The sequence below is a fragment of the Sphaerotilus sp. genome (assembly GCF_034519685.1).
In the GTDB taxonomy this organism is placed as follows: Bacteria; Pseudomonadota; Gammaproteobacteria; order Burkholderiales; family Burkholderiaceae_C; genus Sphaerotilus.
In genome coordinates this window covers 59561-86558 of sequence record NZ_JAXHOF010000003.1, presented here as the reverse complement: position 1 = coordinate 86558, position 26998 = coordinate 59561, and the positions used below count along the sequence as shown (strand labels likewise).

The following is a 26998-nucleotide window of genomic DNA, read 5'->3' as shown; positions in this document are numbered from 1 at the left end:
AGCCGGAAGGCTTCTGGCTTGGGGGGGATTGCACCGTACCCAAGCGTTCCTGCAATGGCGGAATAACACGCGCGCAGCCGGGCATATCGGGGTTCGTCCCGGTTCAGCGCTGGCGCAACCAGGCCACTGCATGCAGCACCTGCCGCTTGCACTGTCGCCAGACGCGGGCCAGCGGGGCCGCCGCTGGCGTGCCCAGCCGCCGCCATTCGCGCAGCTCCACCAGCGCCTGCTCGGGCGTGGTGTAGGCGCCTGAATGGCGGCTGAGGTAGGTCGGGTAGAGGATGAGCGTGGCGGCCACCAGCTCGTCGAGCTGCAGCGTCCGTCTGCGGCGCTGGCGGGCCGGGTGGTCGGCCGGGGCGCGGTCGTCGGTCAGACCCCAGCCGGCATAGAAGGGCATGCCCCAGGTGGTGACCGGACAGCCGCGCAGCAGCGCTTCGAAGCCGGTCAGCGAGGTCAGGGTGTGCACGGCGTCGACCTGGGTCAGCAGGCTGTGCATGGGCACCTCGGTGACGATCTCGTCGCAGTGCGCGCGCAGGCGTTCGCATTCGGCCTGCCAGGAGGCACCCGTCTGGCGCAGGCCGGCGACGACATCGGGATGCGGCTTGTAGACCAGCCAGGCGTCGGGCTCGGCGGCCCGCACAGCCTGCAGCAGCGCGGCATTGGTGCGGATGTCGGCCGCGCCCCACTGGATCGAGGCGTCGCTCTCGACCTGCCCGGGCACCAGCACCACGCGGCGGGCGCCGACCGGGCGTTTCCACGTGCCGGTGCCGACGTTGTACTTGGTCAGGCCGGCATTGAGGATCGTGGTCCGCAGGTCGGCCGCCCGGGCGCACAGGGCGTCGTCGAACACCTGCGTGCGCAGCAGATGCTCCAGGCGGCTCGGGCGGGTGGCGTCGAAATAGATGCCCAGGTCGTCGATGACCCAGGACACCGGGCGTGTCAGGTCGGCGCCCAGTCCGACCGAGCGCAGGAAGCCGTCCTCGATGCGCAGCACCGGCCCGGTGGCCAGCGGCGGCGCCGGCCGGCGGCCCCAGACCGCGACCGCGGTGCCCGGATCGAGTTGCCGCTCGCGGCGCAGGAAGGTGATGTCGGCGCTGCCTTGCAGGAAGGCGCGCGCGATCGGACGCTTCCAGCGCGAGAAGCCCAGCACCTGCACGGGGGACGGGCACATGGCGCGCTGGCGGCGCTGCAGCGCCAGATGCGCCAGCAGCCGTTCGGGTTCGCACAGCTGGCCCGTCTCGGGATCCAGGCAGCGGGGATAGGCGATCAGGGCCGCGTGGGTGAGCGCGGCCAGGCCGGGGCTGGTGGCGCGGCGGCGGGCTGGCGGGCTCAGATGGTCGGAGGTGAGCCCCCAGCCGGCATAGAACGGCAAGCCGAAGCAGCGCACGGAACGGCCATGCAGCATCGCCTCGAAGCCCATCTGCGAGCTGACCACATAGACCGCACGGCAGACGTCGAGCAGCGCGGGTGGATGGATGGCGTCGGCGATCAGCGTGACACGGGTGGCCTCGCCCGGCGTCAGGTGGGCGAAGTGGCCCTCCTTGCGGCCGGCGATGACGTCGGGATGGACCTTGAGCCAGATCGGTGCGTCCGGATGTTCGTCCAGGGCCGCCTGCAGCATCCACCCGAAATGGGTGGCGCTGGCACCCGCGCCGCGGATGGAAGCATCGCCGGCGGTCTGGTCGATCACCAGCACCGGCGGATCGGTGGCCGCCTGGCGCAGCAGCGCGTCGGGCAGGCCATCGTGGGCGTGGTTGTATTTGGAGACCCGCGCCTTGACCCAGGCGGCGCGCAGCTGGGTGCCGCGGTCGATCTGTGCCGCGCCGAGCGGGCTGGCGATGAGGCTCTCCAGCCGCGAAGGCTGTGAGGCGTCGTAGTAGATGCCCTGGTCGTCCAGCACGATCGACAGCGGCGGGCAGCGGTGGCCGAGGTCGGTGGAGCGCAGGAAGCCGTCCTCGGCGCGTAGCAGGGGCAGGCCGTGGCGCTGGGCGTACTGCTCGGCGATGCGGGCGCTGGGCTTGTGGCCCCAGGCTAGGACGGCGGACGCTGCGCGAGATTGCTGCCCGTTTCCAATCGCCCACTCGGGCAGCAGAGCGGGCAGGGTGCCGATCCGCCGCAGACCGTGGGTCAGGACCGCCAGGTGCGGGCGGGTGTCGTCATCGGCGACGCGGGTGGAAGGGGTGAGCCATTCGAGCAGCATGGGACGATTGTTCGAGATGCCGTCGGCTGGCAATGCGCCGAAAAGGCCCCTGTCTTGGCATGCAGGGGAAGTCGTCAGACCCTCTTCAGACCCTGGCAGTCAGATCCGGTGCTGCGAATGGGCGGATGGCGTGGGGCTGCTGGGGCTGCAGCCGAGGCATTCGAGGCGTGTGTCCCGCCCGCAGCGTGGCGATGTGCCAGTGGGTCCAGGCTTCCCAATAGGCTTGTCGAGCGGGTGAGAGACCGGCGGCGCTGTAGCCGGTGTCTGCGGCGGTCATCAGCGAGTTCGTACGGTGGGCGCCGAAGGTCAGCGGCAGCGGCACGCCCTGTACGGCCTCCGCACCGAACACCAGCCGCAGGCGGGCGAGGAACTCACTGTCCGCCCCGGTGCGCACCGCATCCCACAAGCCGGTCGAACACTCCACCTCACGCCGGCGAAACAGGGGAGAGGCCGGATTCAGCCGCGTGAGTGGATACACCGCCCGGGCGTGCCAGTGACCGTCGTCGGACAGGCGGACCCATTTCGAGGTGGTGGCCACCAGGCGCCGATTGCGCAGCAGCGGCTGCATCTGCATGGCCAGTTTCTGCGGATGCGCCCAGTCGTCCGAGTCCTGGCAGGTGATGAATTCGCCGGTGGCGTGGGCGAGTCCGATCGTTTTGGCCACATAGGTGCCGACATTGCGCTGCAATTGCACGCAGCGCACGCGGGCATCACGCTCTGCCAGCGCACGGACCTGTTCGACGGTGCCGTCGGTGCTGGCGTCATCCACCACCACGATCTCCAGATTCCGCCAGGTCTGCTCCAGCAGGCTCTCGATGGCCGGTCCGACCCGGTCCTGTGTCTGGTGGGTGGTCATCAACACGCTGATGCGTGGTCCATCGACGGGCCGGAGTGTCTGTGCCGCCTGCAGATTGAGCGTGCCTGGCGGCCGATCCGTGTCGCGCAGGCCCAGCGGTGACAAGGACGCCAGGGTCAGCAGGTGGTTCAGATGGTCGAGCAACTGGACGGGCGTGTTGTCCAGGGCATTGGCCGCCAGCAGATGCCACTGAGGGTCCACCTGGCCCGCCTGCCGTGCGGCCTGCAACTGCCGGACGGCCTGTGTCCGATCTCCCAGACGCAGCAGCAAGGCGCAGCGCAGCGTCCACGGCGCAGTCGGATGGTCGACCAGCGACAGTGCCACCTCGGGCAGCGATGCGGCGAGTGCCTGCGCCAGCTCGACCCGGAGGCGGCGGTTGCTGTTTCTGTGGCGCAGGCGATCGACCACTGCATGGGCGTCATCCGTGCGGCCCAGCGTGGCCAGCGAGACCGCCATCGCCATGCCCCCGTGCAGGTGTCGTCCGTCCCAGATGGCGTCGGCGACGAGGGCGTGCAGTCCCAGCTTGTGTGCAGCCCACAACTCTGCGCCCGATCGGGGCAAGGACTGTGGTGAAAGACACGCCAGCGCATGGGCGAAGCGTGCGTTTGCGTGGTGTCTGAGGAACCCGATGCGGGCCAGCAGTCCGTGAGACACGCTAGTTTTCCGGGACCGTTCAGAACTTCAGTGGCCGGGTCGGCAGTCCGTTCGATTCGAGATAGTGGTTGAAATTGTTGTGCAGCGTCGGGAGATGGTCGAAGAAGTTTTCATAGGACATGAGCTGTGCCAGGTTGGTCGTGTCGTTCAGCTCTTGCGCATTCACGTCCAGATGCGGCAGGTGCATGAATTCGACGAGTTCACGGGTCCGTGCGTCGTGGGTCAGCCAGAGTGCCGGTTTTCCACTGACCAGCGAGGCCATGTTGGCATGGAACCTCGTGCCATACGTGCAGGAGACCGTGTCGGCATTGAACTTGTACCAGTCGCCCACATTCCGGAACAGCTTGTAGCGTGTCAGGAAATACTGGCGAACAAAATGGTCGGATCCATAATCCCGTGCGGGTGTGTGGCGCTTCAGGAAGTAGGGAACATCCTCGTGTGCGTCCGTGTCCGTGACGACTTTGAGGTAATACTGGTGATTGAACTTGTTGACGGGCTCGATCAGCCAGTGCTGGCGACGCACGGCGTCGATGAGCAGCCTGTTCTCTGCCTCTTCGAAGTATTTGGTTCCGGAAAATGCGGGCCTGCCGACCGGGTTCTTGAGGTTGGCGCGCAGGGCCGTGAACGCATCGGGATTGCTGAAAATGGACGGGCATCCGGTCACGAAGGCATTGCGGATGCCGCACAGGTGTTCCAGCACCTGCTTGGTGAACTCACCACGGACGCCGACCAGTTGTGCGCGTGTGCTCAGGTACTGGATCAGCTCGATGGCCTTGGCCGGCAGCACAGCTTGCGCCAGATCGGTGTCTTTCGACTGGATGCCGAGTCCGAACACCACGATGGGTTTCTCGATCCTGGTCAGGAAATCCAGCAGCCGCTGGTATTTGGTGTCGTCGGTGTCCCCCAGCTTCAGGGTATTTGCCAGTGTGATGATCAGGTGGCTGCAGCGTGCATTCACGAACGCTGCAAAGTTGTCATAACCCAGCGCCGTGTAATTGTGATCCTTGATGAAGTAGGTCGAGTCGAACATGCGCATCGGCGCATTGGCATGGACCATGTTGCCGGAGTTTTCCGGGTAGGTCAGGGGAAATTCATCGGGTAACCTGGGCAGGCAACCCATCACGCCGATCGGTGCAGTTCTTGACATGATTTTCCTTGCTGGGGTCGTGTTCCGTCGTGGGTGCGCTCAGAGGGGGTTCAGCCCTGCTGGACCTGTGCGTCCTTGAACTGGTATTTCCGGCAGGTGTCGCTCTGAGGGTCGAGCGGCACGTAGGCCTTGGTCCGGATGTTCTGGCGCGACAGCGACTTGTTCACGACGGTGTAGTGGTTCAATTTCTGCAGGCCCAGTTTCTTGATCGACGTGTTCTCGCCGTGCAGGACGCGGTTATAGGCAATCTTGTTGACATGCTTGAACGGGCCGACCTCGCTCAGCTTGAGGTACATGTCGTAGTCGACGGCATTGGTGATGTGCTCGTCGAATCCCTGCGTGAGCTGCCAGGCGCGCACCGTGAACATGCGGAAATGGTGGGCGATCATGGCGGTCGTGAGTTTCTCGCGCGAAAACTCCGGCCAGTTGTAGCCGTTGCTGATCAGCTCGCCATCGGGCTTGACGTTGCGGTTGGTGGTGTAGACGCAGGCCAGGGCCCTGTTGGCCATGAACTGTTCGAGGCACAGGGCGACGGCGTCGGGCTCCAGGTAATCGTCCGAGTCGAGCTGGCCGATGTAGTAGCCGCGCGCCATCCTGACGGCGGCATTGGACGCGGCCCCGATGCCGCCGTTGCGCTGGCTGGCGAAGCGCACGCGGGGATGCTGGCCGTAGTGCTGCCGGAGCACGTCGAGCGTGTTGTCGGTCGAGCCGTCGTCGCAGATGCAGACTTCCAGGTCCACGATGGTCTGCTGCAGGGCGCTGTCCACGCACCGCACGATGTGCTGCGCGCAGTTGTAGGCCGGGATGTAGATCGACACCAGCGGAATGGTGTGCAGGCGCGCCGATTCGATGGAGGACGGCTTGCGGTAGAAATAGGGCACCTTGTCCCGGACGATGTCGAGCGTGATCTTCTTGCCTTCGGCGCGGTCGGTCTCGTTTTCCTTGCCGGGGGGCTCCTGGTGGTAGGCCATGGCGCCATCGAGCGATCGAAAGAAGCAGCCCTGCCGGTACAGCCGATAGCCGAATTCATTGTCCTCGCCGCCCCAGTGGGTGAAGGCCTCGTCGAACCAGCCCGCCCGGTCCAGCCACTTCCGTGCGAAGGCCACATTGCCGCCGCTGAAATAGCGGAACGGCGTGTCGCACAGCCGCAGGTGGTCGCTCTCTCGAAAATGGTCGCGCCGCCAGTCGACCGAGATGGTGTCCTCGGTCTTGCCTGCCACCGTGTTGTGGGTCAATACCTCGGGCAGGTGTTCGATCAGCGTGGGGTCGCGCAGGAAGGCGGCGCGTTCATGGAGGCTGGTGTCGACATACTTGCGCGGGCCGATCAGGGCCACGTCGTCGTCGTCCACCAGATGCACCATGTAGGACTGCACCCACCCCGGGCTGGGCGCCATGTCGCAGTCGAGGATGGCCACGAACGGGAAGCGCCCGGTTCTCAGTCCGAGATTGCGCACCGCGCAGAGCTGGTAGCCGTAGTCCTTCTGGCGGACGTACTTGATGTCCAGCGACGACTCGAACTGCCGCACCACGTCGACGATGTTGTCCTGACTGCCATCGTCGGCGACGATGACTTCGAAGGGATACGCGGTCTTCTGGTTGACCAGGCACGCCAGGGTGACCCCGAGTATCCGGCTCCGGTTGAACGTCGGGACGATGATGCTCAGTCCATCCGGTTGTTGGTGGTGCGGCGTGGTGCGTGGGCCTTTCCTGCGGCGGTTCCAGACGAAGTCGTTGGTGCTGTCCGGCAGAGGGGCGAGCTGCAGATCCTGTGGCCAGTCGGCCGGCACGGGCTTGACGGGCCTGATCTCGACGCTTTCCGAGCGTCGGCTGGTGGCGGCCTTGTGGCGTGCCAGCAGGGCCTTGCGCTCCGGCTCGTCGAGCGTGGTGTGTCCTGTGTTGGCGAGCATGAGCCGGGTCGCGGCGTCCAGTGCCACGGCGGAGGCGGCCTGGGCAACCGGGGTGGGGGCGGGGGCAGTGGCGGCTGCGGGGGGCGGTGCCGTGGCGGCCGCCTTGGCCATGGCGGCGCGACACATCTGGATGTTGGCGGTGACGACACCTTCGCCGTAGCGTTCCCCAGCCTGACAGAACAGTGCCAGGGCCTTGGCGTAGTTCTTGTTCTGATAATGGTGAATGGCGTCGTGGAGAACTGCGGACTCGGACTCGCTCATGATCAGCTTTCGTGTGTCACCTGGGTGGATCTGAAGGGGTGTCAGGCGTGGAGGGGCCGTGGCAGGAAGTCGTAGAGGCGTGAATGCGAGAATTTTCTGAATCGGGACAAGGCCGATGATCCCGGCCCGTGCTCAGGGCAGTGCTGGCGTGAGAGGTGGAGTCGAGGCGGATTTCAGCCGATCGAGTTCTTCCTGCAGGGTCCGGAGCCGCCGGGTCAGCTTGGAGGGGTTGGCGCGCGCGAAGCGCTCGCTCATGTAGGCGACGTTGCAGCGACGCAGCAGCGGGGAGTCCTCGGTCCACTCGTTCATCTGTTCGTAGACGCGGAAGACCCGGTAGCCCTTGTCCTGCAGGAAGCGGTCGATGTCGGCGAAATAGGACTGCTGGGTGCCGTGGCAGTTGAAGCCGACCTCGATGTAGAGCATGTCGATGCGCTGCGCCTGGAGCAGTTCCGTGGCACCGGTCAGCACATCGAGTTCCCGGCCCTCGACATCGATCTTCAGCAGGTTGATCTTCTGATCGGTGAACAGGCGGGCCTGTTCGTCGAGCGAGACGCTTTGGGCCGTGAAGGTGTTGCTGACCTGTGGCGAGCCTGGTTCGGGCTCGACCACCCGGGTCATCGACTGTGCTGCGTTGAAATGCAGCAGGGCTGGCTGTGCGCCGACCGCGAGGTGGTAAGCGTGCAGCGTGGGGAGCCGGCAGGACTCCAGTTTGGTGGTGAGCGTCTGGTAGCTGGTCGGGTTGGGCTCGTAGAGGTGGGCTTCCCGGATCTTGATCTGCCGTGAGCCCGCCAGTTTCAGGAATACATCTCCCACGTAGGCCCCGACATCGACGTAGGTGAGCGATCGTTCGGTGAAATAGGCCGAAATGTCGTGGATCAGGTCGTCGATGTCGGCATCGCCTCTGGGGCGGTTGGCTTCCTGCTCGGCCTTCTGGCTGGCCCGTTCGAGGCGGGCGACTTCGTCGGCGTGGGCGCGGGCCTGTGCGGTGGCGGTGGTGTCCGCCTGGACGGCGGCCTGGCGCAACTGGGTGATGAGGCGGTGGCGGTCGGCGGCGAGCTTGTCGGCGGCTTCCTGTGCCTTGGTGAGGCGGGCGATTTCGTCGGCGTGGGCGCGCTGCGTGGTGGTGGCCTCGGTGGTGGCCTGTGCTGCGGCCTGCGTGGCGGCGTACTGCAGCTGCTCGATGTGCTGCTGCTGTGCGCGGGCCAGGGCTTCGGCGGCGGTGTGCGCCTCGGTCAGGCGGGCGACTTCGTCGGCGTGGGCGCGGGCCTGTGCGGTGGCGGTGGTGTCCGCCTGGATGGCGGCCTGGCGCAACTGGGTGATGAGGCGGTGGCGGTCTGCGGCGAGCTTGTCGGCGGCTTCCTGTGCCTTGGTGAGGCGGGCGATTTCGTCGGCGTGGGCGCGCTGCGTGGTGGTGGCCTCGGTGGCGGCCTGTGCTGCGGCCTGCGCGGCGGCATGCTGCAGCTGCTCGATGTGCTGCTGCTGTGCGCGGGCCAGGGCTTCGGCGGCGGTGTGCGCCTCGGTCAGGCGGGCGATCTCCGCCCGGGCTGTCTCGGCCTGGTCTGCGCTGTGCATCTGCAGCGCCACCCATTCCGCTGTCATCTGGTGCTGGTGCCGGGTGGCCTCGGCCAGACGTTCGACCGTCTCCCGGAGGCGGGCTGGTGTGTCTCGGACGAACAAGGCATGGCCGATGGCCGGATGGCGCTCGGATTCCGCCTCCAGGTACCGAAACCCTTGCGTTTCCAGCCACGCCTGCAGGGCCTGTTGTCCTGCCGGGCCGGCCGTCAGCGGGTCGGTGCCGAGCAGGACGCGGGCAGCGATGACCTCGACGCCCTGCAGACGTTCCGCCGCTCCCTGCAACAGCGCCAGTGCGGGCAGGCAGTCCACGACCAGCCAGTTCGGCGGTGCGTCGCATTCCCGCATCAGCGCCTCCAGCGTGGTGGCCCGGCGCGTGCTGGTGAGCCGTGTGGCGAGGTGCGGCCAGATCGACCGGAGGGACTCCGGTTCGAGCAGCCCGCTCTCCAGGGACAGGTTGGCCTGGTGGTATGTGACGCTGGTGGCTTCGGCGGCGACGACTTCCTGGCGCAATTGCCAGCCGTGGCGCTCCGGGACGTGGCCGTGCAGGTGCCGGAACTGTGTCTCGTCACCCTCGACCAGGGTGACATGGCGGGTTTCCCACTGCATCAGGCGCTGCACCCAGGGGCTGGCGCCATCGCCCGCGCCGACCAGCAGGACGCCGCAGGGTGGATGGAGTGTGCGCAGGAGGTCCAGCCAGAGAGGCATTCGAGGATTGCTGGGCATGGCGTGGCGTGGTGCGTGTCGGTCAGGGCGGGGCAGGTCGGAGCGTCGAGGGACGGGCCGGGCGGATCAGGGCTGGCGCTGCAGCCGGAAGTCCTTGACCTCGCGCTGCAGGGCGAAGGGCAGGCTGATCCAGCCCAGCGGGGTGCTCGCGTGCCGGACCAGGGTCTGCCCCAGGCGGTAGGACAGGTGGCGTTTGACGCGCTCGGCTTCCTGCGCGTCCCGGTACCGGTGCAGCGGGGGCAGCTTGACGGCTGCGCGCGCGCGGTGTTCGCTGCGGTACTGGTGCGTGGTCCTGAGCAGCGCATACGGCATGCTCAGCCAGCCGGTCACGCTGCCTGAGTGCTGGATCATGGTGGCACCCAGTCGGTAGGACAGGTGGGACCGGACCCGCTCGGCCGCCCCGACGGGGGCCGGAGGGACCGCGGCTGCCGCACGGGCCTGGGCCTGGCGCAGCGACTGGAGATCGAGGAAATGGCGCTCCAGTTCCTGCTGGACCCGGTGGATCTGTGCGACCAGTCGGGTGTTTTCCTGCGCCAGCGCCGCACTGGCGGCGGTGGCCTCCTGCAGACGGGCGTGGTGGCGGTCTTTCTGGGCCTGCATCTGGGCCTGGAGGCGGTCACCCTTCTGGATGAGCCTGGTGATGCGCTCCTCGGTGGCCTTGCGGGCGGCCTCCTGCCGAATCTGTTCCTGTTCCTGCCGGGTCTGGGACTCCTGCCACTGGGCGAGGCGGGTCGCCGCCATGTCCAGCTCGGACGCCTGATCGGCGAGCCGCCGTGTGTGCTGGTCGAGCTGCTGGTTCAGTCGCGTGATCTGCGATTGGCGTTCTGCGGCCAGATCGCCGGTGCGCTGCAGCTCCGATTTCAGTGCAACCACTTCCGCGTTGAGCTGCTGGCGCTGCAGGTAGTGGGCTTCGAGGTTCAACTGGATCTGATGAATCTGGCCGATCAGGCGCTCCTGGTCCTGCTGGTGGGCCTGTGCCTGTTGTGCCTGGTCCGCCTGCAGCGCTCCGATGCGTGCCTGTGCGGCCTGCAGTGCCTCCTCCCGTCCGGACAGGGTCTGCGATTGTTGACGCAGTTGCAGGTCCAGTCGCGTCGCGTGCGCCTGGTGCCCGCTGGCCACGCACTCGATGCGCTGCAGCGCTTCGGTCAGTGACTGCACCTGCGTCGTGAGCTGTTGGCGTTCTTGCACCTGGGTGTCGAGGGCCCGGTGGAGGTGGTCGATCTGTCCGCTCAGCCGGGCCTGTTCCTGCTGGCTGGCCTGGGCCTGTGTTTCCAGCTGTCGAGCCTGTTGCCGCTGCTGCTGGAGCAGGGTGTCGCGGTGGGCCAGGCCCTGCCCGAGGGTGTCGATCCGGTGTGCCTGCTCGGCGAGGTGCCGGCCCAGTTCCAGCCGGTCCTGGTGCTGACCCGCCAGGGCCAGCCAGGCGGCCAGCGGTGTGGGGGGCGCGTCGGCTGCAGTACCAGCCTCGGGCAGGTTGGCACACGCCTGCAGGGCTTCGTACAGGTGCTGGCAGTCCGGGTGCTCCCGCAGCAGGGCAGCGGTCAGGAAGGTCAGGGCCGGGTCGGTGGCCTGCAGCCGGTCGGGCGGTGGCACGGTGGCCTCGGTCTGCAGGGGGGTGGTGCCGTGCAGGCGGCCCTGGAGCTGCTGCAGCCAGGACTGCGGGGCGTGGCGCGCCTGGCGCGACTGGACCAGCAGACAGCGCCCGGGATGGCGCAGGAAAAACCGCAGCAGGGTCGCGTTGAAGGCGGACCAGTTGTGCAGCAGGCGCCGCAGGCGGTCGGGGGAGAGCTGGGTGGCTTGCGCAGCGGGCATGTCGACCAGCACGCTGTCGGGGGCGTCGTAGACCAGCACGAAGGTGAGGTCCGGATCGATCGTTCGCCAGTAGTCGAGCAGCACGACCGATTGCGGATCGGACCAGCCCCACACCGGCTGGTCGATGTTGCCGAGCATCAGGTCCAGTGCAAGGCCCTGCCAGACCGGACCGATGTCGAGCTGGCGGAGGGCGCCATCTGCCTCCGGCGCTTCCAGCAGTGTCCGGGCATCGGCTCGGCACAGGGCCGAGCCGATCTCGTCCGGACGAAGTCCCTCCCGCCGAGACGGGCGGGCGGGGGCCATGCCGGCGGCGGTCGCCATGTGCGCGATGGTGTCGTGCCCCGACTGGGGGTGTCCGACGATCAGGATCTTGTCCATAAAAGTTGCCTTACCTTGCCTTGCTTGCGTGTTCAAAGCCCCAGGGCGATCTTGGCCATCACCGCGATCTGATAGAGCACCTGCGTGATGCCACGAGCGACTTCGACGCGTTTGGTTTCCACCCTGGCCAGCACCATCAGCTCATCGCCCGGCTCCGGCTGCAGGCGTTCATCCGCCTCGACCACGGCACCGTTGCGCTTCATCAGCAGCACCCGCGAGGTGTCGGCGTTCTGGGTGTAGCCGCCGGCCTGCCGGATGTAGTCGGCCACGCGCAGCCCGGGGGTGTGCTGCAGCGTCAGCGGGAACAGCACCTCGCCCTGGATGGCGACCTGCGACGACTGTTCGGGCAGGGTGATCATGTCGCCGTCTTCGAGCAGCGTCTGCCCGGCGGCGGCCAGATTCGGCAGCACCAGCCGCCCCTTGGGCTCCACGCTGCGCGCCTGGGCGGTGAACTTCAGGATCAGCTCGGATTCGCGCGTGCGCAGCGCCGCTTCCTCGTTCGTGGCCGAGCGGGCGGTCAGGGCCTGGGTTTCCAGCTTGTCGAGCGACTGCAGTAGCATCTCCTTTTGCCGCACGGCGATGGAGCGGCGGTAGAGCTGCAGCGCTTCGACCTGGGCCTGGGGTGCCGGCTTGAGCAGCGCCAGCGCGTCGGACAGCTTTGCGCCGTAGGGCAGCACGGCCGTCCGCTCGCCCCGGTGGGCGCCCTCGAAGCGCACGAGGATCGTGCCGGGGATGCGGTCCGCCGTGACGCTGACCAGGTCGCCGTTGCCGATCTGCACCTGGGCGGCGTCGCCGATCGGGTGGTATTCGCTGCGGCGCTCCGGCCCGACCTGGCGCACGATCGACAGGTGCGTGGCGCCAGGGCGGGGGCGGGCCATCGCCAGCAGTTCGCTGGCGGGCACACGGGGCGCCCGCAGCTCGAACAGGGCGGCGTTGGCCACCTCCCCGTCGATGCGCACGCTCGACTGCCGTGCGGGCACGAAGATGGTGTCGCCGTCCTGCAGCTGCAGCGGCTCGATCCGGCCTTCGAGCAGGAAGCGGTACAGGTCGAAGCGTGCGCGCAACTGGCCGGCGCGCAGCACGTCCACGCCCAGGTAGCTGCCCCGCTCGGCATCGATGCCGCCGGCCAGGTCGAGGTAGCGCAGCACCGCATCCGACGACAGCCCGCTGTAGAGCCCCGGCTGGCGCACGAAGCCGGTCACGTACACCTTCACCGGCTGCGCGGCCTCCAGCGTCGCGTAGCTGTAGACGCTGGCGCGGTAGACCCGCTTGACGCTGTTCTGGATCAGCGCGCCCAGCTCGCCATTGCGCACCCCCTGGACCCGCACGGGCCCCAGGCTCGGCAGGAAGATGTTGCCCTGCGCATCGACCACCTGCACGCTCTCCAGCGTGAACGTGCCCCACAGGCGCACGCTGATCCGGTCGCCCGGGGCGATCTGGTAGTCGGGGTTGAAGCCCGAGAACGACTGGCCGGCGAAGCGTCCCTGGAACATCTGGGCGCCGAACACGGGCAGCGCGGTGCTGGCGGTCGTGGGGGGCGCGGGCTGGACGGCGGCGGGCTGGACAGCGGCGGGCGGCGGCTCGGTGGCTGCCACGGCCGTGCCCATCCACAGGCCGGCACACAGCACCAGCCAGCCGAGGGTCGGGGGATTCGCGACGGGGGTGTGGGGATGGCGCATGGTCAGTCGCGGTGTTCCTGGATCGTGGCCTGGGCCAGTCGCGCGATGGTGTAGGCCACCAGGCAGACCAGCAGCAGCGTGGCGCTGTTGTAGAAGCGGCGCGGAAACTCGGCCACCTCCGGCAGCGTGGGCGGCTCGATGACCACCAGGCTCTTGAGCTTGCGGCCCGACTCGATGCGCGTGGCCTCGACCGAGGCCAGCGCACTCCGGTAAGCGCCGTCCGACAGCGCCACCCGGGTCTTCAGGCCGTCGAATTCGACGGCCAGCTTGTTGAGCGTGTCGGTGCGGCGCTGGCCGGGGGCATCGGAGCCACGTGTCGTGGAGCTGGCCATGGTGGCGCTGCTGGTTTCGCGGCCGAGCTGCTGCCGCACCGCTGCCAGCTCCGCCTTCAGCGTGACGATGTCGGGCGCATCGTCGTTCAGGAAGGTCTGCTTGGTGTGCAGGTCCGCCTCCAGCCGGGTCAGCCGCTGGCGCAGCTCGCTGGTGCGGGCTCCCGTGGCCTGCACATCCGCCAGCGGATCGAGCATCTGGTGCCGGGCCTGGAAGGCGACCATCGTCTGCTGGTCACGGGCGAGCTGGTCCGCGGCACGGGACAGCTCGGTCCTGGCGAAGGTCAGCTGCTCGTTGGCGATGCGCCGCGAGATGTCGTTGATGAAGGCTTCGGATTCCGCCAGCAGCGCCTGGCTGACCTGCTGGGCGAAGGCCGGCGCGAAGCCCTGGACACGCAGCGTCAGCAGCCCGCTGCTGTCGTCGAGCGAGACCTGGACCCGGTCGCGCCAGTAGTCGAGCATGTCCTCCTGCGCGGTGCCTGGCCACAGCCGCATCAGCACGTCCGTGTGCGCCGACTCGAAGTGGGTCCGGAGCTGCAGGCGTGCATCGAGCTTGCGCATCAGGCCGAGCGAGTGCAGGTATTCGCGCAGGTAGCGGGTGTCTTCGAGCGAGGCGCCGTTGGTCCCGGACAGCAGCATCGACAGGCCGCCGAACGACGGTGTGTCCTGGGTGGCGCGGCGCACGGTCAGCACGGTGGTGCTGACATAGCGGTCCTGTGACAGGAATGTGAGGTAGGCGGTCGAGACCAACATCGGCACACCGACGAGCAGCCAGGCCAGCCAGTGACGGGCGAACAGGCGCTTCATGCGGGACAGGCCTCGACGGGCGCCGACGCGACCCGGGCGGCCGGGCTCATCTGCTGGTAGGCGGCGATGCCGGCCTGCACGTCCTCGAAGAACTGCGGCGGCTGCGCCGGCCGCAGCAGCACCACGGCGTTGCACATCCGGGCGATCTCGCCCATGTTGTGGCTGGTGTAGATCACCTGTGCGCGCCGCAGGCGTTCGCGCAGCATCTCTTGGCTCTTCCGGCGGAACACCGCGTCGCCCACCGCCGTCACCTCGTCGATCAGGTACAGATCGAAATCGAAGGCCATCGCCAGCCCGAAGGTCAGCCGCGAGCGCATGCCCGAGGAGTAGGTCTTCACCGGCATGTCGAAGGCGTCGCCGATGTCGGCGAACGCCCGCACGAAGGCGATCTTCTCGCGCATTTCCTCGTGGGTGGCGGCGTGGATGCGGCAGACGAAGCGGACGTTGTCGCGTCCGGTCAGCGAGCCCTGCATGCCCCCGGCCAGTCCGATCGGCCAGGAGATGCGCCGATCGGTGACGATGCGGCCGCCGTCCAGGTGCTCCAGCCCGCCGAGCAGGCGCATCAGCGTCGACTTGCCGGCCCCGTTCGGGCCGATCAGTCCGGCGTTGCAGCCATCGGGGATCGAGAGGTTGAAGTCGCGGAAGATGGTGCGCCGGCCGAGGCGGCTCGGGTAGCTCTTGGTGATGTCGATCAGATCAAGCATGGCGGGGGCTGTCGGAGGCTTGTCGGGGTTCAGCCCATCTGGAGCCGTTGCCGGCGGGCGCGGTAGAGCGACAAGGCGGCCAGCGCCGTGCCCAGTGTCCAGGCGAGTGGCAGCGTCCAGCCCGTGTGCGGCACGGCGTGGTAGACCGGACCGAGCAGGGCGCTGCGCAGCTGATCGAGCAGGTGCGCGACCGGGTTGTGGAGGAAGGCGGCCTGCAGTCCGGCCGGCAGGTTGGCCAGCGGGATGAGGGCCCCGGAGCTGATGTAGACCGGCAGCATGCACATCGTGACCAGCCCGCGCAGGCGGTTCAGCGGCCCGGTGGTGCCGACCGCCATGAACAGGCCGAGGCTGAACCCCATCACGCCCATCAGCCCCAGCGCGGCCACCAGCTCCAGCGGGCGGTGTGGCAGCACCGCGTGGCCCGCCCAGCCGAGTCCGGCCAGACATGTCCCCATCACCACCGAGAACACCAGCACCTCGACCACGGCACGGGCGATCACGGCGTCGATCGGCTGCACCTGCCGGTAGGCGAACAGGCCGAGGTTGGAGTCGATGGCCTCCATCAGGCGCAGCACCAGCGACCGGAACAGCAGGAAGGGCAGTTGACCGCTGACCAGAAAGAGCAGCGTGTCCACGCCGCCGATGGTCTGCGCCCGCATGGCGCTGTAGACCGCCAGCATGCCCAGCGTGTTGAGCAGCGGCTCGCCGATCACCCACACCGCGCCGCCCCAGCGGCCGTCGAGCCGTGTCTTCAGCTCACGCAGCGACAGCGCGAACACGACGCTGCGCATGACCGCCCAGCTGCTGCGCCGGGGCGGCGTGGCGGCCTCGGGCGGCATGGGGTGGACGAGGGTCGGTGCGGGCATGGCGCCATGCTAGGCGGCACCCTGCCGAACTTAAATGCGAAAAAGAGGCCGTTCCCGGCCAGTTACCCCCCCGTCAGGGCAAGGACAGAGCAAGGTCAGGGCGTGGGTTCCCGCACTGCTTCGACCTGCACCAGCAGCTTGACCTCATCGCTGACCAGCCCCGAGGCCAGCGTCATGCCGAACGTGGCCCGCGACAGCGTGGCCTCGAAATCGCCGCCGCAGACCTCGCGGCGGAACAGCGGGTTCAGCCCGCATTTCCAGCGCCGCGCGGTGAGCGTCAGCGGCTGGCTCTGGCCGCGCAGCGTGATCTCGCCGTGGATCTGGCGCGGCACCTCGCCCTCGAAGGTCGCGCGCCGGGCCACGAACCATGCCGTCGGGTGCTGCTGCGTGTCCAGCAGCTGCGCGCCGCGCAGCACGCCGTCGAAGGCCGCCGAGCCGGTGCTGATGGAGCGGGTGTCCACCGTGAAGCCCAGGTCGAGCGTGGCGGCCTGCCGGTCGAAGGTGATGCTGGCGTCGATCTTGTCGAAACGGCCGCGGCTGGTGGAGGTGCCCATGTGCAGCACCTCCCAGTGGACGAAGGTGTGGCTGGGGTCGAGCTGGTAGGTGTCGGCACTGGCGGGCAGCGGGGTCTGCCAGACCAGTGCGGCCAGGAGCATCGAGCAGGGCTGGAATTTGAAGGCAGGCATGCGCAGACCGTATCACGCGCTGGGCGCTGCGCTAGGATCGAGCGATTTTCCCCATGGAACCGGAGTGACATCATGGCCGCTGCCAGCCTGTTAGCCTTGCTTGACGACATCGCCACCGTGCTCGATGACGTGGCCGTCCTGACCAAGGTGGCCGCGAAGAAGACGGCCGGCGTGCTCGGCGACGACCTGGCCCTCAATGCCCAGCAGGTCACCGACGTGACCGCCGACCGCGAGCTGCCGGTGGTGTGGGCGGTGGCCAAGGGCTCCTTGCTCAACAAGGTGATCCTGGTGCCGGTCGCCTTGCTCATCAGCGCGTTTGCGCCCTGGCTGATCCTGCCGCTGCTGATGGTCGGCGGGGCCTACCTGTGCTTCGAAGGCTTCGAGAAGATCGCCCACCGCTACCTGCACAGCGCCGACGAGGACCAGGCCCACCACACCGAGCTGACCAAGGCGCTGGCGGACCCGGCCGTCGATCTGGTCGCGTTTGAGCGCGACAAGATCAAGGGGGCGATTCGCACCGACTTCATCCTGTCGGGCGAGATCATCGCGATCACGCTGGGTGCGGTGGCCGGTGCGGCGTTCACGACGCAGGTGGCGGTGCTGTCGGGCATCGCCGTGCTGATGACGGTCGGGGTGTACGGATTTGTCGCCGGCATCGTCAAGCTCGACGACCTTGGCCTCTACCTCGTGCGGACCGGTAGCGGCCTCTCTGCTGCGATCGGGCGGGGGCTGCTCAAGGCGGCACCGGTGCTGATGCGGGTGCTGTCGGTGGTGGGGACCGCGGCCATGTTCCTGGTGGGCGGCGGCATCCTGACCCACGGCGTGCCGGCCGTGCACCACCAGATCGAGCAATGGGCGCAGGCCTCCGGTGCCGTGGGCGAGGCCTTGGTGCCGATGCTGGTCAATGGCGTGGTGGGTGTGCTGGCCGGTGCGGTCGTGCTGGGGGTCTGGACAATGATCAGCCGCCTGCGTGGCGCGGCTTCAGCCGGCTGATCGGGTCGGGACATGCCCCTCGAACCAGTCCGGCAGTGTCTGCAGGCTGGCGACGGACAGGCCGTGGCGTCGTGAGAGTGCGTCTGCCTGGGCCGGCGAGAGATCACTGGCGCAGAGCAGGTAATGCGTGGGTGCGATGCCGAGGCGATCGCGCACATGGACCAGACGGTCGATGTGGGGGGCGACGTCCCCAGTGCGGCATTGCACACACAGCGGCGGCCCTTGCCCCACCAGGAACACCAGGTCCAGCGTGTGGCCTTCGTCCTTCGGCCAGGACAGGCTCACGTCGCGTGCGACCGAGAACTCGACCCCCGCGCTGACCAGGTGGCGCAGGCCGTGCATGAAGCCGAACCAGCCCAGCCAGCCTCCCTCGAAGAAGCGCCGCACCGGCTCGGCCTTCTGCAGCGACAGGCGCATCACCTGGTCGCCTTCCTGGTAGAGGTACTTCGACAGGAAACCGCTCTCGCTCAGCGTCTGGCAGAAGCCGTTGAGCGTCGCGACCTCGACCGGGCTGCGCTTGCCGAGGTCGATGTTGATGAAGCTGTAGTCCTGCTTCTGGGCGGCCCGGATGCGTTCGAGGATCTCGTGCAGCTGCGCATGGCCGGTGCCGATGCGGGCCGAGACCTCGTCGAAATGGCCCGAGGTCTCCAGGGAACGCGGGTCGAGATCGGCCGATACCCCGGCTTGGCGAAACCACTCCAGCAGGGGGGCCACCTGCACGCGGCTGCAGAAATGGTCGGTGTTGCGGGTGTCGAAATCCATCGGCAGCGAGTGGCCGGTGGGCGCGGGCTCACTGGCGTGCGCTTCTCCGGCCTGGAGGCGCCAGCGCTCGATTTCCGCCCTGGTTTCGCTCAGCTCGCGCCGTGTGGCGAAGTAGCGGTCGAGCATCGTGCGCACGAAGGCCACGGTCGGATAGACCTGGTTGTCCGTGCCGCAGGCGGGGCAGGCGGCGCTGGTGCCAATCTGGTCATCGGCGGCTTCGGACAGGTGCCCGCATCGGTTGCATCGGTAGAGAGCCATGGGATTCGTCAGCTGAATTCGGCAGATTATGCGCCGCAGGGTCACCCCCGGAATCGGGGACACTGCGGGACATGAACACGCCACGACTGCTGCTGGCCCCCATGGAGGGGTTGCTGGATTGCACCTTGCGAGACCTGCTGACACGCGCCGGAGGGTTCGAGCGCTGCGTCGGAGAATTCATCCGCGTCACCGACACGCTGCTGCCGGACCGGGTGTTCCACCGCATCCTGCCGGAGCTGCGCAGCGGCGGGCGTACCCGGGCGGGCGTGCCGGTGCGCGCCCAGCTGCTGGGGTCCGATCCGGGCTGTCTGGCCGACAACGCCGCACGCCTGGCCGCCTTGGGGCCGGCCGGGATCGACCTGAACTTCGGTTGTCCGGCCAAGACGGTGAATCGGCACCGCGGCGGCGCAGCCCTGCTGGACGAACCCGAACTGATGGGGCGCATCGTGGCGGCGGTGCGGGCGGCCGTGCCAGCGCAGATGCCGGTGTCCGCGAAGATGCGGCTGGGGGTCAGCAGCGACAGCCGGGCTGCCGAGTGCGCGCGGGCGGTGGCGGAGGCGGGGGCCTGCGAGCTGGTCATCCATGCCCGCACGCGCGACCAGGGCTACCGCCCACCCGCGTACTGGGGGCGGATCGCCGACGTGCGCGCCGAGGTACCGGACTTGCCGATCGTGGCCAACGGGGAGATCTGGACCGTGGCGGACGCCCGCCGTTGCCAGGCCGAGTCTGGCTGCGACACGCTGATGCTGGGCCGGGGCCAGGTCGCCGATCCCGGTTTGGCACTGGCGATTCTCAGTGGCGGGCGGCAAGCGATGCCCTGGTCGGCCGTGTTGCTCTTGCTGGAAGACTTCTGGGAGCGCGTCGGCGCCCAGTTCGAGCCACGCTACCGCGCCGGGCGACTCAAGCAGTGGCTGCACCTGCTGCGCCAGCGCCACCCGGAAGCCGCCGAAGCCCATGCCCGCTTGCGCACGGTCAACGCGCCGGACGCACTGGCGGCGGGGCTGTTCGGCCCCGATGCGCTTCACGCCGGCGGGCGGTCCTCTTCGAAGCGGGAAGGTGCGCCAGCGTTCTCCGTCAGCGCCGGGGCGTAGGCGGCTTCATAGCCCAGATCCATCCTGGCGCTGTCGCCGGTGTTGGTGCCGGAGTGTCCGGTGCTGTGCGAGGCGCCCAGCCAGCGGCCGAGTCGGCGCAGCAGCGGCAATTGCGGGGTGTGGAGCGTTTGACGTTCTGACATGTTCCGGCCTTCCTTGAATCGATGGCTGAGGCGTCCAGCCAATCGGTCGGTTGATCGATCCTGTCTACCTGATTCGATTTTGCGCGTGGAGTTCCGGAATGCAATCGGAAATATCCTTAACTGTAAGGACAAAGCGTTGAATACCGCCGTGGATACAGTTGTGGTGATTCGAAACCATTCGATAAATCAAATGGTTTGATTTATCCGAGGATCTGGGTCCGGACCCGTGTCTGGGCCTAGGGCTGAATCTGATTCAGAAACAATACTTTTATTATCCATAATTATCTGGACAAATCTGAACAAACGCGACGTTTTGTGAAAATTGGTAACAAGTAGAACCAAATCCTCCGTGTCCGGGAAATGATGCGGCTTCAGCGGAGCCGGAAGGGGCAGTCCATGTGGAATCGAATCAAGTCGCGGGCTGGCGCAGTGTGGGTTGCGCTGGTCTCTTGCGCCTGGCTGGTGCCGCTGGCGCTGGCCGGCAACCATCTGCTGGCCTATCTGAACGATGACCTCGCGCGGCTGCATGTCAAGGCGGCCGCAGCGGCGGGCTTCCCGAGCCTGCTGGACATCAACGAGTCGCCGAACATCACCGCCGCACGTGTGCTGCTGCTGGCATCGGCGCTGTTGCTCGCGGTGGCCGTGGTGTTCTGGAGCCTGCGTCTGCACCGTGGCCAGCAGGCCGAAGCCGACCAGACACAAGGCCTGCGGTCGCGCCTGCAATCACGCGAGCGGATGCTGGAGGTGCAGTTCCAGCAGCTCGAAGTCCAGCTTCACCGCGGCCGTGACGCCCTGCTGCATGAATATGGGCGCATCGCTGAAACCGCTTCGCCGGCTTCCGTGGCGGCGGTATTCGACAGCCGCTTCGAACGCCTGGAGAGCCTGCTGTCCCGCCACCTTGGCGAGATGGACCGCCGACTCGGCGCAGTCGAGGGCGCAATGCGTTCGAGCGGCGAACAACTGGCGCACCAGTTCGGCGATCTGCGCGAGCGCGTGGTGCGGGGGCAGTCGGTCAATGCATCCAATTTTGGTGACCTGGCGTCGGCGCCGATGCCCTTGGGCGGACTGGTCGGGGACAACGCACAGTTGCGTGACATCGTGCTGAACCTGAAGCATCTGCAGGAAGACCTGCGCCATGAACGGCGGCAGCTGCGCCAGAAGCTGCAGAACCTGCCCGATGCCTCCGCAGCGCCCCAGCCGTCTCCGCGCAAGGCGGCGGGCTGACGGCTGGCCCGTCGAGGCCTTATTTCCAGCCGTCCTTCAGCCCGGTGATCTTGTTGAACACGGGCTGGCCCGGTGCGTGGTCCTTGCGGTCGGCGACGAAGTAGCCGAAGCGCTCGAACTGGAACTTGGCGTCCGGCGCGGCCTGCGCCAGTGACGGCTCGACGTAGGCCGTGATCGTGCGCATGCTGGCCGGGTTCAGGCTGGCCTTGAAGTCCTTGCCACCGGCGTCGGGCTGCGGGTCGGTGAACAGGCGGTCGTAGAGCCGCACTTCCGCCGCCACGCCGTCCGCCACGCTGACCCAGGTGATGGCGGCCTTGACCTTGACGGCGTCCGCACCGGGCGTGCCGCTCTTGGTGTCGGGCACGACGGTGGCAAGCACGGTGGTGACCCGGCCGTCCGCATCCTTCTCGCAGCCGGTGCATTCGACGACGTAGCCGCCCTTGAGCCGGACCTTGTTGCCGGGGAACAGGCGCTTGTAGCCCTTGGGCGGCACTTCCTCGAAGTCCTCGCGCTCGATCCAGACTTCGCCGCCGATCACGAACTGGCGGGCCGCCGGTGCCGGCTGGCCTTCCGGCGGGTGCGGCAGCGCGGGCAGCGTGCAGGGCTCCAGATGGCCGGCGCCCATGACCTCGTCCCAATTGGTCAGCACGAGCTTGACGGGGTCGAGCACGGCCATGCCGCGGTGGGCCTTGTGTTCCAGGTCGTCGCGCAGCGCGATGTCGAGCGTCGAGTAGTCGATCCAGCTGTCGGCCTTGGTCACGCCGATGCGCTCGGCGAAGAGCTGGATCGCCTCGGGCGTGTAGCCGCGCCGGCGCAGGCCGACGATGGTGGGCATGCGCGGGTCGTCCCAGCCGCTCACAAAGCCCTCGTTGACGAGCTGCGCCAGCTTGCGCTTGCTGGTGATGACGTAGGTGAGGTTCAGGCGCGCGAATTCGTACTGGCGCGGCGGCGGGGCCTGCAGCAGACCGGCTTCGGTCAGGCGCTCCAGCAGCCAGTCGTAGAACGGACGCTGGTCCTCGAATTCGAGCGTGCAGATCGAGTGCGTGATCTGCTCCAGCGCGTCCTCGATCGGGTGCGCGAAGGTGTACATCGGGTAGATGCACCAGCGGTCGCCCGTGTTGTGGTGGGTGGCGCGGCGGATGCGGTAGATCGCGGGGTCGCGCAGGTTGATGTTCGGGCTGGCCATGTCGATCTTCGCGCGCAGCACCATCGCGCCGTCCGCGTGAACCCCATCGCGCATCTCGCGGAAGCGGGCGAGGTTCTCGGCGGGCGTGCGGCGGCGGAACGGGCTGTCCTTGCCGGGATGCACGAAGTCGCCACGGTTGGCGCGCATCTCCTCGGGCGTCTGCTCGTCCACATAGGCGTGGCCGTGCTCGATCAGCGCCTCGGCGGCGCGGTACATCACGTCGAAATAGTCGCTCGCGTAATAGAGATGGCTTTCCGCGTGGCCGCCGAACGACGAGTCCCAGCCGAAGCCGAGCCACTGCACCGCGTCTAGGATGGAGTCGACGTATTCCTTCTCCTCCTTCTCCGGGTTGGTGTCGTCGAAGCGCATGTGGCAGACGCCGCCGTAGTCGCGTGCCAGCCCGAAGTTCAGGCAGATGCTCTTGGCATGGCCGACGTGCAGGTAGCCGTTCGGCTCGGGCGGGAAGCGGGTGCGGATCTTGGCGGGGTCGGGCGCGCCAGCGGCGTGGTGGGCGGCGTCGCCGGGGGTGCCGGCCCAGCGGCGGCTGGCGTAGGTGCCTTGCTCCAGGTCACGCTCGATGATCGCGCGCAGGAAATTGCTGGTCTTGTGCTCGGCGGCGGTGCCGTCGGCAGGGGTCTTGTTCGCGTCGCTCATGGGTGACAGGGGCGGGGTGCTGGTGCGTGAAGGGCGGCCGCCGGGGTCGGCGGTGAGGTCGATCGATTGTAGCGAGGGGGGATGGCGCGTTCGGGCGGGCCTCGATCTGGAAGTCCTGCGCATTTCCGCGGCGGTGATCCGGCAATCACGGGGGCGTGCCGACCGGTCGCCCCCGATCCACATGGGAGCCGTGCCCGCTGCGCCGGGCTAACATGGGCTCACACCTTGAAATGACCATCTTGGTCTTGTGGTAACCATGTCTTTCGAAACCGACTCCCTGTTCGCCGACCCAGCAGACGAAGCGGCCTTGTATGTGCCGGTGGCCGCATGGGAGCCCATGCGCCGCGGGGGTGGTCGCCAGCGACCGCCGTGCCGCTCTGAAACGGTGCGCCGCGTGCGTTCCCCGGAGGCCGTGCATCCGGTCGAGCGACCTGCCGCCACAGGTACCGCAGCGGCTCATCCGGTGAGCCTCGAATATCCGACCATTCGGTCGGACTGGTTGAACGCACCGAAGCCCGTCCGAGTATCGGGATCGGCGGGTGCGCGCAGCGCTGAAACCACGAATCTCGTGCCACAGTCGGCATTTTTAAAGGCCCGACTTGCAACACAAGTCGTTACGCAAGGCACAATGCCCTCAAGTTTTCAACCGATGGGGGTTTCGATGCTAAAGCCTGATGTATTCGCTTCGCGCACCGGTTCCAGTTCGGCTCCATTGCCCGGGCTGTCGCGCCATTCCGATTTTGCGCATTCCGCATCCCCTTCGCTGTGCACGGAACGCCTGGATGTCTACGGCGCCCGCTGGCTGCAATCCTTGCCGGTGTCGATTCGGCCGATCATCACGGCCAAGCGCCATCCGCATATCGTGAACAAATTCGCGATTCTCTGGGGTGTGGACGAAGGAGTCGATGCTTATTTTGACGAACTGCTCATCAGTTCCCGGCCCGGACGCCGCGGCTTCGCCATGGAAGTGCTGGATGAGCTGGTCGAACTGCAGCGGGCTGTGCAGGAGAAGCGGCGCTTCTGAAGCCCGTCCGCAAGCTCTCCCGAAAAAGCGCCAGTGGCGCTTTTTTCATTTGCGGCGCCAGACTCATATACCTTTGAACAAATGTGCGTAGACCCGGCTCACTGGCAAGGTCTCGCTGCGCCGGTGCAGTTTGACGGTGAGCTTGCCCTGCTCGTCTCGCACGGCGCGGGAAATGAACCGGGTCTGCACCAGAATGCTGCGGTGGATCTGCCAGAACCGCCTTTCGTCAATTTGAGTGATTAACTCGCGCAGCGTCATCCGGATCAGGTATTCCCGGTCGGCGGTCATCACCCGCACGTATTTGTCGGCCGCTTCGAAATAGACCACGTCCTCGACCGCCACCATCTCGACGGTGTGGCCGGTCTGGGCGGTGATGAACTCCAGCTTCGGTGTCGTCGCGGGCGCGGGGGGGACGCCCTGGGCACCCAGCAGCGCCTGCAGCTGGCGCGCCACGGCCAGCAGGTCGGTGCTGGCGGGCGGATGGCGGGTGTCGCGGCGGGCCAGTTGCTGCTGCAACCGTTGGCAACAACTCTGTAACCGCGGCGTGCTCAAGGGCTTGAGCAGGTAGTCCACCGCCTGCAATTCGAACGCCTGGACCGCGTGCTGGTCATAGGCCGTGACGAATACCAACAGCGGGAACGGTGCCGTCCCCGGTCCATCGGGCCACTCCTCGGCGAGTGCGCGGGCGACTTCGAGCCCCGTCATGCCCGGCATCCTGATGTCGAGGAAACACACGTCGGGCCGCAGCTCCAGCGCCCGGTTCAGCGCCTGCACGCCATTGCTGGCGACGGCCGTCACCGCCAGATCCGGCCAGATCTGTTGCAACTCGGTGCGCAGGTGGGCAGCCAGCAGTGGTTCGTCTTCGGCGATCAGGGCGGTGCGCAGGGTGGTCATGGCGTGGTGGGCGAAAGCAGGGGCAGGTCGATGAGGGCGAGGGTGCCGGGCGGTCCATTGGCGCTGTCGGTGCGGCTCAGGGTCAGCGTGGCCTCGGCACCGTAGAGGGTGAGCAGCCGCTCACGAACCTGGGTCAGGCCGAAGCCGGTGCCGGTGCCGGGCGGCGGCGCACCGGCGTTGAACGGTCCGTCACCGCTGTCGAACACCCGAAGCTGCAGCCGCATCCCCTCGGGTCGGTCCACGCGGCGGGCCTCGATGCGGACCTGCCCGCCGTCCAGCGCCGGCTCCAGGCCGTGGCGGATGGCGTTTTCGACCAGCGGCTGCAGCAGCAGCGTCGGCACGGCGACGTCGGCCAGCTCCGGCGGCAGGTCCAGGTGCGTCTGCAGCCGAGGCCCCATCCGCACGCTCATCAGCGCCAGGTAGTCGCGCAGGCGCTCGAACTCGACCTGCAGCGGGTGCAGCGTCGTGCGCGAACCCTGCAAGGTGCTGCGCAGGAAGGCGATCAGGTGGTCGAGCATGGCCTGGGCCTGCGGCGGGTCGAGCGCGATCAGCACCCGCAGGTTGGCCAGCGTGTTGAACAGCATGTGCGGCTCCAGCTGACTCTCCAGCAGCTTCAGGCGGTGTTCTGCCGCCATGCGCAGCGCGGATTCGGCCTCGGCCCGGGTGGCGGCGAGTTCCCCCTGGGACTTGAAGAAGAACGTGGCACCCAGCCCGAGCGAGAGCGACACCATCAGCATGGCCATGTTGGGCCGCCAGTTGCCCAGGCTGGAGCGGTAGCCGGTGACCCAATCCCCGAGCGCATGGCCGCCGAGGTACGCCACCGGCACCCCCACCACGATGCAGACCCCCATCCAGCCCCAGCCCGGCCAGCCCTGGCCGGCGGCGAGGTTGTCGGGTGCGCGGCGGTGCAGCACCCAGGCGATGCCCCGCCGACCGCCGTCCAGCATGAGCTCGCAGAGCAGGCCGATGGCCAGCGAATAGACCAGGTTGTCCACGAACCGACCGTGGCTGGCCAGCGTCAGCGCGAGCGAGATCAGCACGGCGAGGCCGAGCGTGAGGGCGATGCGGCGCAGGACGGTGGAGTGCCAGTCGCGCAAGGCGGTGGTTCGGGCGGGCGGGCGGGTGGGCATGGTGCGTGTTGTAGCAGGGATGGTGGTTCAGAAGCTGCGGGTCATGGCGAGGGCGCCGGTCTGGCGCGAGGGCGTGTGGCGCAGCGCCGCGCCGACCGGCCCACCGAACACGCGCCAGACCGCTTCGACGCGCCATTGGTCCCCTTGCCAGCGCAGCCCGGCGCCGAGCACGCGCCCGCCGTCCGCGGGTTGCCACAGCGCGTCCGCCGACACCTGCCAGGCGTCGTGCTGCCACGCGATGCGGCCGTAGGAATTGCGGCGCGCATCGGGCGCGGCGGCCTGACCGTCGTGCCAGACTTCGGCGAGCATGGTCACGTCCGGGCCGCCGGTCCAACTGCCGCCAACGAGCGTCTGGTGACGACCCTGCGCGGGCAGCCAGCGCGTCGAGGCGTGCCATTCCACCGCGTCCGACGCCACCCAGGCCAGCGCCACGCCGACGTTGCCGCGGGTCGCCGCGCTCCAGTGGGCGTGGCCATGCAGGTCCAGCGCGCCGAGCCGCTGGTAGTGCCGCAGGGCGAGCGCACTGCCGGCACGCCCTTGCTGCGGATCGACCCAGACCAGGCTGGTGGCGTCATCGGCGCCGAAGTGCTCGACCTGCACGACACCGCGGCCCTGTGGCGTGGTGGGCAGCAGCGGTCGGCGCTCCTCGCGCTGCACCACGTCGTTCGGCCGGAAGCCCTGGCCCACGTCCCAGCCGATGATGCGGCGGCCGGTCGTGAGCTGCCAGTCGCCGCGGTCGGTGGTGGCGTACAGCGCGTTGACGCGGCCCGTGCCGGTGGAGGCCTTGGCGCCGTCGTCGTGCAGCACGGTCATGGCGACGTCCGCGTGCAGACCCAGTGACCGGCCCTCCGGCAGCGGCAGGCGGGCGCCGGTCTTCAGGTCGAGTTCGCTGCGCCAGCGGCTGGGTGGCGCGAAGACGGGCGCAGGACCGAGCGAGTTCGCCAGCCGCCATTCACGGGCGGTCTGCCACTGGCCGGACAGCACGGGCGTCGGGGTCTGGGCCTGTCCAAGCCCCGTGGCCAGCGCGATGCCAGCGAGCCACCATCGGTTGTGCATCA

Annotated in this window: 21 protein-coding genes; 4 read left to right on the top strand and 17 right to left on the bottom strand. The window is 68.0% G+C overall.

What is annotated here, in order from left to right; genetic code table 11:
• Positions 1-103: 103 nt before the first annotated feature.
• The 11 genes from U5O44_RS04050 to U5O44_RS04000 all read right to left on the bottom strand — a co-directional run bounded on the left by U5O44_RS04050 (position 104) and on the right by U5O44_RS04000 (position 16581).
• On the bottom strand, positions 104-2200 hold the full coding sequence (locus U5O44_RS04050; RefSeq protein WP_322587190.1) for a capsular polysaccharide biosynthesis protein: 2097 nt from the start codon (positions 2198-2200) through the stop codon (positions 104-106).
• A gap of 85 nt (positions 2201-2285) precedes the next feature.
• Positions 2286-3596, bottom strand: a complete 1311-nt coding sequence (locus U5O44_RS04045; RefSeq protein ID WP_322587189.1) for a glycosyltransferase family 2 protein — start codon at positions 3594-3596, stop codon at positions 2286-2288.
• Positions 3597-3729: 133 nt separating this feature from the next.
• Complete coding sequence (locus U5O44_RS04040; protein ID WP_322587188.1) at positions 3730-4830, bottom strand: polysaccharide pyruvyl transferase family protein; 1101 nt, start codon at positions 4828-4830, stop codon at positions 3730-3732.
• A 77-nt stretch (positions 4831-4907) separates the two neighbouring features.
• Entirely contained in the window at positions 4908-7025 is a 2118-nt protein-coding gene (locus tag U5O44_RS04035) for a glycosyltransferase family 2 protein (protein WP_322587187.1), read from the bottom strand.
• A 132-nt stretch (positions 7026-7157) separates the two neighbouring features.
• Complete coding sequence (locus tag U5O44_RS04030) at positions 7158-9323, bottom strand: FkbM family methyltransferase (RefSeq protein ID WP_322587186.1); 2166 nt, start codon at positions 9321-9323, stop codon at positions 7158-7160.
• A gap of 66 nt (positions 9324-9389) precedes the next feature.
• A complete protein-coding gene (locus U5O44_RS04025; protein WP_322587185.1) occupies positions 9390-11510 on the bottom strand; it encodes a coiled-coil domain-containing protein in 2121 nt (706 codons plus the stop codon).
• Positions 11511-11542: 32 nt separating this feature from the next.
• The gene (locus U5O44_RS04020) at positions 11543-13189 is read right to left on the bottom strand and encodes a polysaccharide biosynthesis/export family protein (protein ID WP_322587184.1); all 1647 of its coding nucleotides are present in this window, start codon (positions 13187-13189) and stop codon (positions 11543-11545) included.
• A gap of 2 nt (positions 13190-13191) precedes the next feature.
• Positions 13192-14325 carry a KpsE/RkpR family capsule polysaccharide export protein gene (locus tag U5O44_RS04015; RefSeq protein WP_322587183.1) on the bottom strand — a complete coding sequence of 378 codons (1134 nt, stop codon included), beginning with the start codon at positions 14323-14325 and terminating at the stop codon, positions 13192-13194.
• A complete protein-coding gene (locus U5O44_RS04010) occupies positions 14322-15029 on the bottom strand; it encodes an ABC transporter ATP-binding protein (protein ID WP_322587182.1) in 708 nt (235 codons plus the stop codon). The genes U5O44_RS04015 and U5O44_RS04010 overlap by 4 nt, the downstream gene beginning before the upstream one ends.
• 29 nt (positions 15030-15058) lie before the next feature.
• Positions 15059-15895, bottom strand: coding sequence for an ABC transporter permease (locus U5O44_RS04005; RefSeq protein ID WP_322587181.1), 837 nt, complete (start codon positions 15893-15895; stop codon positions 15059-15061).
• Between the two features lie 95 nt (positions 15896-15990).
• Positions 15991-16581, bottom strand: coding sequence for a YceI family protein (locus tag U5O44_RS04000; protein WP_322587180.1), 591 nt, complete (start codon positions 16579-16581; stop codon positions 15991-15993).
• Between the two features lie 72 nt (positions 16582-16653).
• Between U5O44_RS04000 and U5O44_RS03995 the strand changes: the two genes are divergently transcribed.
• Positions 16654-17574, top strand: coding sequence for a DUF808 domain-containing protein (locus tag U5O44_RS03995; RefSeq protein ID WP_322587179.1), 921 nt, complete (start codon positions 16654-16656; stop codon positions 17572-17574).
• Here the strand turns inward: U5O44_RS03995 and U5O44_RS03990 are convergent.
• Positions 17563-18594, bottom strand: a complete 1032-nt coding sequence (locus U5O44_RS03990; RefSeq protein WP_322587178.1) for an FmdB family zinc ribbon protein — start codon at positions 18592-18594, stop codon at positions 17563-17565. The two genes, U5O44_RS03995 and U5O44_RS03990, sit on opposite strands and share 12 nt — an antisense overlap.
• A gap of 71 nt (positions 18595-18665) precedes the next feature.
• Between U5O44_RS03990 and U5O44_RS03985 the strand changes: the two genes are divergently transcribed.
• Positions 18666-19685, top strand: a complete 1020-nt coding sequence (locus U5O44_RS03985) for a tRNA dihydrouridine synthase (RefSeq protein ID WP_322587177.1) — start codon at positions 18666-18668, stop codon at positions 19683-19685.
• Here U5O44_RS03985 and U5O44_RS03980 read toward each other — a convergent pair.
• Positions 19616-19828, bottom strand: coding sequence for a hypothetical protein (locus U5O44_RS03980; RefSeq protein WP_322587176.1), 213 nt, complete (start codon positions 19826-19828; stop codon positions 19616-19618). The two genes, U5O44_RS03985 and U5O44_RS03980, sit on opposite strands and share 70 nt — an antisense overlap.
• Before the next feature lie 396 nt (positions 19829-20224).
• On the opposite strand from U5O44_RS03980, the gene U5O44_RS03975 reads away from it, so the two are divergent.
• Entirely contained in the window at positions 20225-21052 is an 828-nt protein-coding gene (locus U5O44_RS03975) for a hypothetical protein (RefSeq protein ID WP_322587175.1), read from the top strand.
• A gap of 19 nt (positions 21053-21071) precedes the next feature.
• On the opposite strand, the gene U5O44_RS03970 is transcribed toward U5O44_RS03975, so the two are convergent.
• On the bottom strand, positions 21072-22892 hold the full coding sequence (locus U5O44_RS03970) for a glutamine--tRNA ligase/YqeY domain fusion protein (protein WP_322587174.1): 1821 nt from the start codon (positions 22890-22892) through the stop codon (positions 21072-21074).
• Positions 22893-23148: 256 nt separating this feature from the next.
• On the opposite strand from U5O44_RS03970, the gene U5O44_RS03965 reads away from it, so the two are divergent.
• Positions 23149-23916, top strand: a complete 768-nt coding sequence (locus U5O44_RS03965; RefSeq protein WP_322587173.1) for a hypothetical protein — start codon at positions 23149-23151, stop codon at positions 23914-23916.
• Between the two features lie 63 nt (positions 23917-23979).
• Here U5O44_RS03965 and U5O44_RS03960 read toward each other — a convergent pair whose 3' ends face one another.
• From U5O44_RS03960 to U5O44_RS03950, 3 genes are read right to left on the bottom strand one after another with little or no spacing between them, the layout of a single operon-like run.
• Positions 23980-24810 (bottom strand): LytR/AlgR family response regulator transcription factor, encoded by an 831-nt coding sequence (locus U5O44_RS03960; protein WP_322587172.1) that lies wholly within the window; start codon positions 24808-24810, stop codon positions 23980-23982.
• Complete coding sequence (locus U5O44_RS03955) at positions 24807-25940, bottom strand: sensor histidine kinase (protein WP_322587171.1); 1134 nt, start codon at positions 25938-25940, stop codon at positions 24807-24809. The genes U5O44_RS03960 and U5O44_RS03955 overlap by 4 nt, the downstream gene beginning before the upstream one ends.
• A gap of 27 nt (positions 25941-25967) precedes the next feature.
• A complete protein-coding gene (locus U5O44_RS03950) occupies positions 25968-26996 on the bottom strand; it encodes a hypothetical protein (protein ID WP_322587170.1) in 1029 nt (342 codons plus the stop codon).
• Positions 26997-26998: the final 2 nt, after the last annotated feature.

Excerpts from the sequence above, each read along its gene's own strand:
- U5O44_RS04050 (WP_322587190.1), bottom strand. The coding sequence starts at position 2,200 with ATGCTGCTCGAATGGCTCACCCCTTCCACCCGCGTCGCCGATGACGAC.
- U5O44_RS04040 (WP_322587188.1), bottom strand. The coding sequence starts at position 4,830 with ATGGGTTGCCTGCCCAGGTTACCCGATGAATTTCCCCTGACCTACCCG.
- U5O44_RS04035 (WP_322587187.1), bottom strand. The coding sequence starts at position 7,025 with ATGAGCGAGTCCGAGTCCGCAGTTCTCCACGACGCCATTCACCATTAT.
- U5O44_RS04030 (WP_322587186.1), bottom strand. The coding sequence starts at position 9,323 with ATGCCCAGCAATCCTCGAATGCCTCTCTGGCTGGACCTCCTGCGCACA.
- U5O44_RS04025 (WP_322587185.1), bottom strand. The coding sequence starts at position 11,510 with ATGGACAAGATCCTGATCGTCGGACACCCCCAGTCGGGGCACGACACC.
- U5O44_RS04020 (WP_322587184.1), bottom strand. The coding sequence starts at position 13,189 with ATGCGCCATCCCCACACCCCCGTCGCGAATCCCCCGACCCTCGGCTGG.
- U5O44_RS04015 (WP_322587183.1), bottom strand. The coding sequence starts at position 14,325 with ATGAAGCGCCTGTTCGCCCGTCACTGGCTGGCCTGGCTGCTCGTCGGT.
- U5O44_RS04010 (WP_322587182.1), bottom strand. The coding sequence starts at position 15,029 with ATGCTTGATCTGATCGACATCACCAAGAGCTACCCGAGCCGCCTCGGC.
- U5O44_RS04005 (WP_322587181.1), bottom strand. The coding sequence starts at position 15,895 with ATGCCCGCACCGACCCTCGTCCACCCCATGCCGCCCGAGGCCGCCACG.
- U5O44_RS04000 (WP_322587180.1), bottom strand. The coding sequence starts at position 16,581 with ATGCCTGCCTTCAAATTCCAGCCCTGCTCGATGCTCCTGGCCGCACTG.
- U5O44_RS03995 (WP_322587179.1), top strand. The coding sequence starts at position 16,654 with ATGGCCGCTGCCAGCCTGTTAGCCTTGCTTGACGACATCGCCACCGTG.
- U5O44_RS03990 (WP_322587178.1), bottom strand. The coding sequence starts at position 18,594 with ATGGCTCTCTACCGATGCAACCGATGCGGGCACCTGTCCGAAGCCGCC.
- U5O44_RS03985 (WP_322587177.1), top strand. The coding sequence starts at position 18,666 with ATGAACACGCCACGACTGCTGCTGGCCCCCATGGAGGGGTTGCTGGAT.
- U5O44_RS03980 (WP_322587176.1), bottom strand. The coding sequence starts at position 19,828 with ATGTCAGAACGTCAAACGCTCCACACCCCGCAATTGCCGCTGCTGCGC.
- U5O44_RS03975 (WP_322587175.1), top strand. The coding sequence starts at position 20,225 with ATGTGGAATCGAATCAAGTCGCGGGCTGGCGCAGTGTGGGTTGCGCTG.
- U5O44_RS03970 (WP_322587174.1), bottom strand. The coding sequence starts at position 22,892 with ATGAGCGACGCGAACAAGACCCCTGCCGACGGCACCGCCGCCGAGCAC.
- U5O44_RS03965 (WP_322587173.1), top strand. The coding sequence starts at position 23,149 with ATGTCTTTCGAAACCGACTCCCTGTTCGCCGACCCAGCAGACGAAGCG.
- U5O44_RS03960 (WP_322587172.1), bottom strand. The coding sequence starts at position 24,810 with ATGACCACCCTGCGCACCGCCCTGATCGCCGAAGACGAACCACTGCTG.
- U5O44_RS03955 (WP_322587171.1), bottom strand. The coding sequence starts at position 25,940 with ATGCCCACCCGCCCGCCCGCCCGAACCACCGCCTTGCGCGACTGGCAC.
- U5O44_RS03950 (WP_322587170.1), bottom strand. The coding sequence starts at position 26,996 with ATGCACAACCGATGGTGGCTCGCTGGCATCGCGCTGGCCACGGGGCTT.